8 protein-coding genes are annotated in these 6978 nt (G+C 67.1%); 2 read left to right on the forward strand and 6 right to left on the reverse strand.

Annotation, left to right across the window (positions count from 1 at the left end):
- Positions 1-144 precede the first annotated feature (144 nt).
- Both BCD48_RS19790 and BCD48_RS19795 read left to right on the forward strand, forming a co-directional pair.
- Positions 145-1263 (forward strand): ABC transporter substrate-binding protein, encoded by a 1119-nt coding sequence (locus BCD48_RS19790; protein WP_349308034.1) that lies wholly within the window; start codon positions 145-147, stop codon positions 1261-1263.
- A gap of 28 nt (positions 1264-1291) precedes the next feature.
- Positions 1292-2065, forward strand: a complete 774-nt coding sequence (locus tag BCD48_RS19795) for a sulfotransferase family protein (protein WP_312630367.1) — start codon at positions 1292-1294, stop codon at positions 2063-2065.
- 88 nt (positions 2066-2153) lie between these two features.
- Here the strand turns inward: BCD48_RS19795 and BCD48_RS53875 are convergent, their stop codons facing one another.
- From BCD48_RS53875 to BCD48_RS19825, 6 genes are all read right to left on the reverse strand, one after another.
- Positions 2154-2348: a hypothetical protein gene (locus BCD48_RS53875; protein ID WP_071049920.1), complete on the reverse strand. Its 195-nt coding sequence runs from the start codon at positions 2346-2348 to the stop codon at positions 2154-2156.
- Between the two features lie 80 nt (positions 2349-2428).
- Positions 2429-3409: an aldo/keto reductase gene (locus BCD48_RS19805; RefSeq protein WP_071049921.1), complete on the reverse strand. Its 981-nt coding sequence runs from the start codon at positions 3407-3409 to the stop codon at positions 2429-2431.
- 29 nt (positions 3410-3438) lie between these two features.
- Positions 3439-4419 carry an aldo/keto reductase gene (locus BCD48_RS19810; protein ID WP_071049922.1) on the reverse strand — a complete coding sequence of 327 codons (981 nt, stop codon included), beginning with the start codon at positions 4417-4419 and terminating at the stop codon, positions 3439-3441.
- A gap of 22 nt (positions 4420-4441) precedes the next feature.
- A complete protein-coding gene (locus BCD48_RS19815) occupies positions 4442-5203 on the reverse strand; it encodes an SDR family NAD(P)-dependent oxidoreductase (RefSeq protein WP_071049923.1) in 762 nt (253 codons plus the stop codon).
- A gap of 64 nt (positions 5204-5267) precedes the next feature.
- Positions 5268-5558 (reverse strand): hypothetical protein, encoded by a 291-nt coding sequence (locus BCD48_RS19820; protein ID WP_071049924.1) that lies wholly within the window; start codon positions 5556-5558, stop codon positions 5268-5270.
- A 770-nt stretch (positions 5559-6328) separates the two neighbouring features.
- Positions 6329-6978: acyl-CoA dehydrogenase family protein (locus tag BCD48_RS19825; RefSeq protein ID WP_274536556.1), on the reverse strand; the 650-nt coding region annotated here is incomplete at its 5' end.

The raw sequence follows: 6978 nt of genomic DNA on the forward strand, positions 1-6978 counted from the left end.
CCATCCAGGCCCGCCAACGATCCGGCTCCACCCGCTCGCCCCACGCGCAGCATGACCACATCCCGGAAAGATCAAACTACGCTTCACGGCATTGCCCCTAGACCCGGCACCGCCGCCGCATCGGGCGCCGATGTGCTCGGGCCGGTGAAGCCCGCGAGCGGCGAGCCGGTGAAGATCGGAGTCATCTCCGACGGCGCGTCCCCCGCCGTCGACAACACCGCCCAGCTCGGCGTCGCCGACGCCGCCGCCGCCTACCTCAACGAGCGGCGGTCCGGTATCGGCGGCCGCCCGATCAAGCTGTACAAATGCGAGACACAGGGCGACCCGGCAAAAGGCGCCGACTGCGCGAACCAGATGATCGAGGATGGCGTCGTCGCCGTCGCCATTCCCGAGTCGGCGGTCGCGGACACCATCTGGAAGCCACTGGCGGACGCCAAGCTGCCGGCGATGTTCTTTGGCTCCAGCAACCAGGACCTGCTCGCCGATAGCGAGTCGATGTTCACCCTCAGTGATCCGCTGTACACCCTGCTCCAGCTTCCGATCGGCCTCGCCAAGAAGCTGGGAGTCCACAAGGTGACATCGGTCGTGATCGACGTGCCAGCCGCACTGCATACCACCGAGGAAGTGGCCCCCAAGGTGTTCGCCGACGCCGGTCTCGACTACCAGGTCGTCGCGATACCGCCCGGCACCGCCGACATGACGCCACAGATGCAGAATGTCCTCAGCGGGCGGCCCGGTGTCGTGTTCGTCATCGGTAACGACGGATTCTGCATCAGCGCCTTCAACGGCCTGCGCGCGGTTGGCTACGACGGCACCGTCAGCGGAATTTCTCAGTGCATCACCGACGCGACCCGCAAGGCCGTGCCGGCCTCGGTTCTCAGCGGGATGGTCGTATCCGCTACCGTGCCGAACGGCGGGAGTGACCCGTCCACAGCGCTGTACGACGCGGTGATCAAGACCTACGGTCACGGCATCGACAACACCGCGATCAGCGGCAGGGGCATGTTCGTGACGCTCGGCGCCCTCGCGACAGCTCTCGAGGGCATCTCCGGGGACATCACTCCAAAGTCCGTCATCGCGACCATCAAGGCAATGCCGGAGCGGGAGCTGCCTGGCGTTGCCGGCCTGAGGTTCCGGTGCAACGGGAAGGCGGCTCCGGACACCCCTGCGGTCTGTGTGCGGGGCGGCCTGTCGACGACCCTCGACGACAAAGGCCAGCCCACCAAGTTCGAGGTGCTCGGCTCCACTCCCATCGGAGACTGAGCGCCTGACGCCCCGGATACGTGACCTGTTGCCGACGAGTGCGACGGGCCCTCAGGAATGCCAGGACCTGATGGGCCTGGACTTCAAGTCGCACTACTTCCAGGCATTCGCGCGGGTGCCGTCCTACTCGTCCTGGATGCTCGACGCGGATCTCACGCCGACCTACCACTATGAGCGGCGGGCGTTGAAGCTTTTGCAGTGGCGGGGCGATCGGAAGCCGTGGCGGCTGAAGTCGCCGACGCATATGATCTTCCTGGAACATCTGGTGGCGGCGTTTCCCGACGCGCGTTTCTGGATGACGCACGGGGATCCGACTGAGGTCCTCGTGTCTGCCGCCGAGGTCTACGAGGTGATCGGCGGCATGTTCACCGACGACGTCGACCGGCACTACATCGGCGCGCTCAACGTCGAACACTGGTCGATCGGGATACGGCGCGCCCTCGCCTTCCGCGCGGCGGGCAACGACCACCGGTTCTTCGACCTGGACTTCCGCGCCACGCAGCGGAACCCGATCGGCGAGGTTCGCCGCCTTTACGACTGGCTCGGCGAGCCTGTCACCCCGGAGTTCGAGACCGGCATGCGTCGTTGGTGGCACGAGAACGGCGAGTCCCGTGCGAGCAACTTGCACCCCGATCCGGTGACCTACGGCCTTGACCTGGAGAAAGTGCAACCGCTGTTCGCCGACTACACCAGCCGCGCCGCGGAGTGGACGACGTCCCGGACCTCTAACGCGGCCGGGGTCAGCGCGGCCAACAGCAGGCCGGTCACGTGGCTGTCCAGGCAGCCCCCGGCCAGTTGCTGACACTGCCGGGTGCCGTAGTCGCTCTTGTCTCGGGCGCACACGTAGGCCGGGTGCAGCCGCCCTCACGGCCCGTGCTGGTAGCGCACCGTCATCCTCCCCGGCAGCGGGCGCAGACCACCAGCCCGGCCAGCAGGGCCGGGCCGTCGCGCACCGGGCCCGGGCCCGCGGCCCGGGACTGGTTGGCCTGCATCCGCTGCATGTTCCGCTCGTACTGCTCGACGCTGATGTAGGACGGCAGCCGCCCGGGCAGACAGACGATCCACTTTGCCCGGTCGGTGCGCACCCGCCCGGTGAACGGCCTACCCGCCTGCCGCCGCCTTGAGTCCAGCCTGCTGCGACCGTAGACGTAGTTAAACGACAAGCTTAGAAGTAGGTCGGTTCACGGAGGGTGTAGTGCTCTTCGAGTGCCGTGATCTCGTCGGTCGTGAGGGTGGTGTCCAGCGCGGCGACGGCGTCAGTGAGGTGGTGCTCTTTCGTGGCTCCGACGATCGGGGCGTCGACGACGGGGTTCTTCAGCACCCAGGCCAGTGCGATCGTGGCCATCGAGACTCCACGGTCCTTCGCGATCTTCTCGATCGCGTCGATGGTGGCCTTGTCGCTGTCGACCCAGAGCGGGCGGCCGTCGAAGTCGGTCTGCGGGTTGTCCTTCCCGCGGGTGGTGCTGTTCTGACCCCATGGCCGCGCGACGACGCCGGCGGCGAGCGGGCTCCACGGCAGGCTCCCGACTCCTTGGTCCTTGAGCAGCGGGAACATCTCCTGCTCTTCGCCGCGTTGCACCAGGTTGTACTGGTCCTGCATGGAGACGAACTTCGTCCAGCCGTGGACCTCGGCTATGTACTGCATCTTGGCGAACTGCCACGCGAACATGCTCGACGCCCCGATGTAGCGGGCTTTGCCCGACTTGATGACGTCGTGCAGCGCCTCCATCGTCTCCTCGACCGGTGTGAACGGGTCGAAACGGTGGATCTGATAAAGGTCGACGTAGTCGGTGCCGAGACGGCCGAGCGACAGGTCGATCTGTTCCATAATCGCCTTCCGTGACAAGCCCTCGCCGCCGGGGCCGTCGCCGACCTTCTGGTGCACCTTCGTGGCGAGCACGATGTCGTCGCGGCGGGTTTCTGCGAGAGCCTTTCCGACGATCTCTTCCGAGGAACCACCGCCGTAGACGTTGGCGGTGTCCCAGAAGTTGATGCCCAGGTCGAGCGCCTGCGCGAAGAACGGCCTGGCCTGGTCCCAGGGCAGCGCCCAGCTCCAGAACGGGACCGTTCCGTCGCCGAAGCCCATCGTGCCCAGCGCGATGCGGCTGATCTTCAAACCGGAGGAACCCAGTCGGGTGTACTCCATGTTGTTCTCCCTACTTGTCGCGCGGCGGGTCAGCGGTCGATCGAGGCCATGTTGGCTTCGTCGTGGCGTTCCCCGGCGGCGGGATCGAGGGTATTCAGCCGCTCGGTCTGGTCTGCGGTGAGTTCGATGCCGTCGGCGGCGGTGTTCTCCTCGACGCGGGCGAGACGACGGGTGCCGGGTATCGGTGCGATGTCGTCGCCGCGGGTGAGAATCCAGGCCAGGGCGGTCTGCGCCGGGGTCGCGCCGATCTCCGCGCCGATCGCCGTGACGGTGTCGACGATGGCCAGGTTGCGCTGGAAGTTCTCGCCGATGAAGCGCGGGTTGGTCTTGCGCCAGTCGTCATCGGCGAAGTCGTCGACGGAGCGGATCTGACCGGTCAGCAGGCCGTGGCCGAGCGGCGAGTACGGCACGAATCCGATCCCGAGCTCGCGCAGCAGCGGCAGGATCTCCGCTTCCACGTCGCGGGTCCACAGTGAGTACTCCGTCTGCAGCGCCGACACCGGCTGCACAGCGTGAGCGCGCCGAATCGTTGCCGGCGACGCCTCGGAGAGCCCGAAGTGCAGCACCTTGCCTTCCGCGATCAGGTCGGCGACCGCCTGCGCGGTCTCCTCGATCGGCGTGCCGCGATCCACTCGATGCTGGTAGTAGAGATCGATGTGGTCCGTGCCCAGACGCCGCAACGAGCCTTCGACGGCGGCCTGCACGTTCCCGGCGCTGCTGTCCACGACACCAGGGCCACCGCCCGAATGCGAGACCAGACCGAACTTCGTGGCGATCTTCACCTGGTCGCGGTGGCCCTTGACCGCCTGTCCGACGATCTCTTCGCTGAGGAAGGGTCCGTAGATCTCCGCGGTGTCGATGTGCGTGACGCCGAGATCGAGCGCGCGGTGGATCGCGCGGATCGACTCGTCGTTGTCCAGAGCGCCCTCGGAGGTGTAGGTACCGGCCATGGTCATCGCGCCGAGGCCGATGCGGGAGACCTCCAGGGTCCCGAGATGTGCGTTCTTCATCGGATTCTCCTTCTTGTGGCGTTCAGGCCTGCGAGGTGGGCATAGCCCACAGCCCGGAGACCGACGAGCGGCGAGGCCGGGTGACCATGAACTCGATGGCCTCGGCGATGTCCTCCGGCTCCAGCGGTTCCGGGATCGCGTCCGAGGCCGCGAGCTCGTTGCGGACCGTCTCGTTGTTGTGCGACACGAGTTCGGTGGCGACCGCGCCGGGCTCGAGCACGCCGACGCGCACGTACTTCTTCGTGACCTCCTGGCGCAGGGCCTCGGTGAAGCCGTTCACGCCGAACTTGGTCATGTTGTAGACGCCGTAGTTCGCCCAGGCGACGCGGCCCGCGATCGAGCTGATGTTGACGATGTCGGCCACCCCACGCAGATCGTCCGCGGCGGCCGTCAGCAAGTGCGGCAGGGCCGCGTTCGTGACGTAGAGGAGGCCCTTCTGGTTGATCGCGATCATCCGCTCCCACTCCTCGACGTCCGCCCCGACGACCGAGCCCAGGAGCATGAGGCCGGCGTTGTTGACCAGAATGTCGAGGCGACCGAGCTGATCGACGACGGTCTTCACGGCCTGCTCGGCCTGTGCGCGGTCGGTGATATCCGCCGCTACGGCCAAGGCGGCGCCGCCGGCGGTTTGGATCTCGGTGACGAGGGTGTCGAGGCGGTCCTTGCGGCGCGCGAGAACCGCGACAATCGCGCCCTCGGACGCGAGACGGCGGGCGGTCGCCTCGCCGATGCCGCTGCTGGCACCGGTGACGATGGCAATGGTTCCGGTGAGTTTTGACGTCATGCGTGGTGTCCCTTGTTTCGTGGGTGAGGCCGCCGGCTCGGACAGCAGTGCGTCCCTGGAGATCTCAGGCGTCGTAGGAGAGCGATGCGGACAGCTCGCGGTGCACGTCCATCTGGCCCTGGACGGTGGCGAAGAAACGCAGCGGCAGGCCCCCGGCGTCGGAGAGGGCGACGAGGGCCTGGGCCAGCATGGCCCGGTCGCCGCCCTTCTGACCGTTCGTGCTCCTCCACCCCTCGATGGTCTGGTTGGCGCACTCAGCGTGGTCGTCGATCTGCGGCTCGGGCCAGATCGTCGACGAGTCCTCGACCAGCGACTCGGCGGAAGAAGCCCGGCTGACATCATCGAGATGCCGCACGGGGCGGGGTCTAACCGCAACGACTCCATCCAGCCCTCCAAAAGCGAGCTTCGACGAGGCCTAGGCGGCGCAGTTCTCCTGCGAGATCAGACCCTCGGTCAGGTGATCGTGATCATCTGGCCGAGCCGCTGCCAGCGCTCCACCAGCAAGATCGCCCGGGCCACAACACGGGGCCGAAGAAGTTCGTCTCCAGCCGCGCCCGGAACTGCTCCGGGCTGACTCGGCGTCGTCGAGGCCGCCGCTGCTGGTGTAGGTCATGGCGCCCAGGCCGATCCGGGAGACGTCGAGCCCTCCTAGAGATGTGTGGTTCATCAGCTAGCTCCTTCTCACAGTTCTCGCATCCCGGGTCAAAGAGGGCGATCAGGCTTGCTTCGTTCCGATGCCAGGTGCTGGGCAGCAACCCAAAGCCCGGCCAACGCCCCGAGAGGACCCGAGAGCTGTGGACGAGCCGTTGAACCCTGCCGGACGAGCGGCGGATGAAGGTCGTGGAAAGCCAGGCCGGGGCGATGGAGCGGTCCTGGCTGGCAAGGTCCAGCGCGGTCGTCCGGGGCGGCCGGCTGATCGGCCGTCGGGTTGGCTCTGGAGGGTGGAGGCGGCCGCGCTCGCGCGGTTGGACTCATGGTGCAGGCCGTGCTCGTGGCGCGCTGGTGCCGCAAGGGCATCGGTCAGGGCGGTCTCGAGGCCTGCGGACAGACAGCGCTGCGGGCACAAGCTTTGTGCCTCACCCGATCACGTGGAAGTCCACTATGCGCGGCGGCGGTGGGACACCGCTACTGGTGATGGATCTCGTACTCCTTGAGCAGGGCGCGGCTGATGATGCGCTTCTGGACCTCGGACGTGCCCTCGCCGATCAGCATGAACGGCGCCTCGCGGAACAGCCGCTCGATCTCGTACTCCTTCGAGTAGCCGTAGCCGCCGTGGATGCGGAAGGCGTCGGTGGTGACCTCGTGGCAGTACTCGCTGGCGAGGTACTTCGCCATGCCGGCCTCGACGTCGTTGCGCTCGCCCCGGTCCTTCTTGCGGGCGGCGCTGACCATCATCAGGTGGCCGGCCTCGACCTTGGTCGCCATCTCGGCCAGCTTGAACGCGATCGCCTGGTGGTCGGCGATCTGGTGGCCGAACGTCCTGCGCTGCTGGGCGTAGGCGATCGCCAGYTCGAAGGCGCGGATCATGATTCCGCAGGCGCGGGCGGCGACGTTGACCCGGCCGACCTCGACGCCGTCCATCATCTGGTAGAAGCCCCTGCCGGCCGCCTCGGGCCCGCCAAGAACCGACGTCGCCGGCACCCGGTGGTTGTCGAGCACCATCTCGGTGGTCTCGACGCCCTTGTAGCCCATCTTCTCGAGCTTGCCGGGAATGGTGATCCCACCGGTGGTACCGAACCCCGGCTCCTTCTCCAACAGGAACGTCGTCATGTTCC

The sequence above is a fragment of the Pseudofrankia coriaricola genome, assembly GCF_001854805.1.
In the GTDB taxonomy this organism is placed as follows: Bacteria; Actinomycetota; Actinomycetes; order Frankiales; family Frankiaceae; genus Pseudofrankia.

Coding starts and splice junctions, on each gene's coding strand:
- BCD48_RS19805 (WP_071049921.1), bottom strand. CDS start 3,409: ATGGAGTACACCCGACTGGGTTCCTCCGGTTTGAAGATCAGCCGCATC.
- BCD48_RS19810 (WP_071049922.1), bottom strand. CDS start 4,419: ATGAAGAACGCACATCTCGGGACCCTGGAGGTCTCCCGCATCGGCCTC.
- BCD48_RS19815 (WP_071049923.1), bottom strand. CDS start 5,203: ATGACGTCAAAACTCACCGGAACCATTGCCATCGTCACCGGTGCCAGC.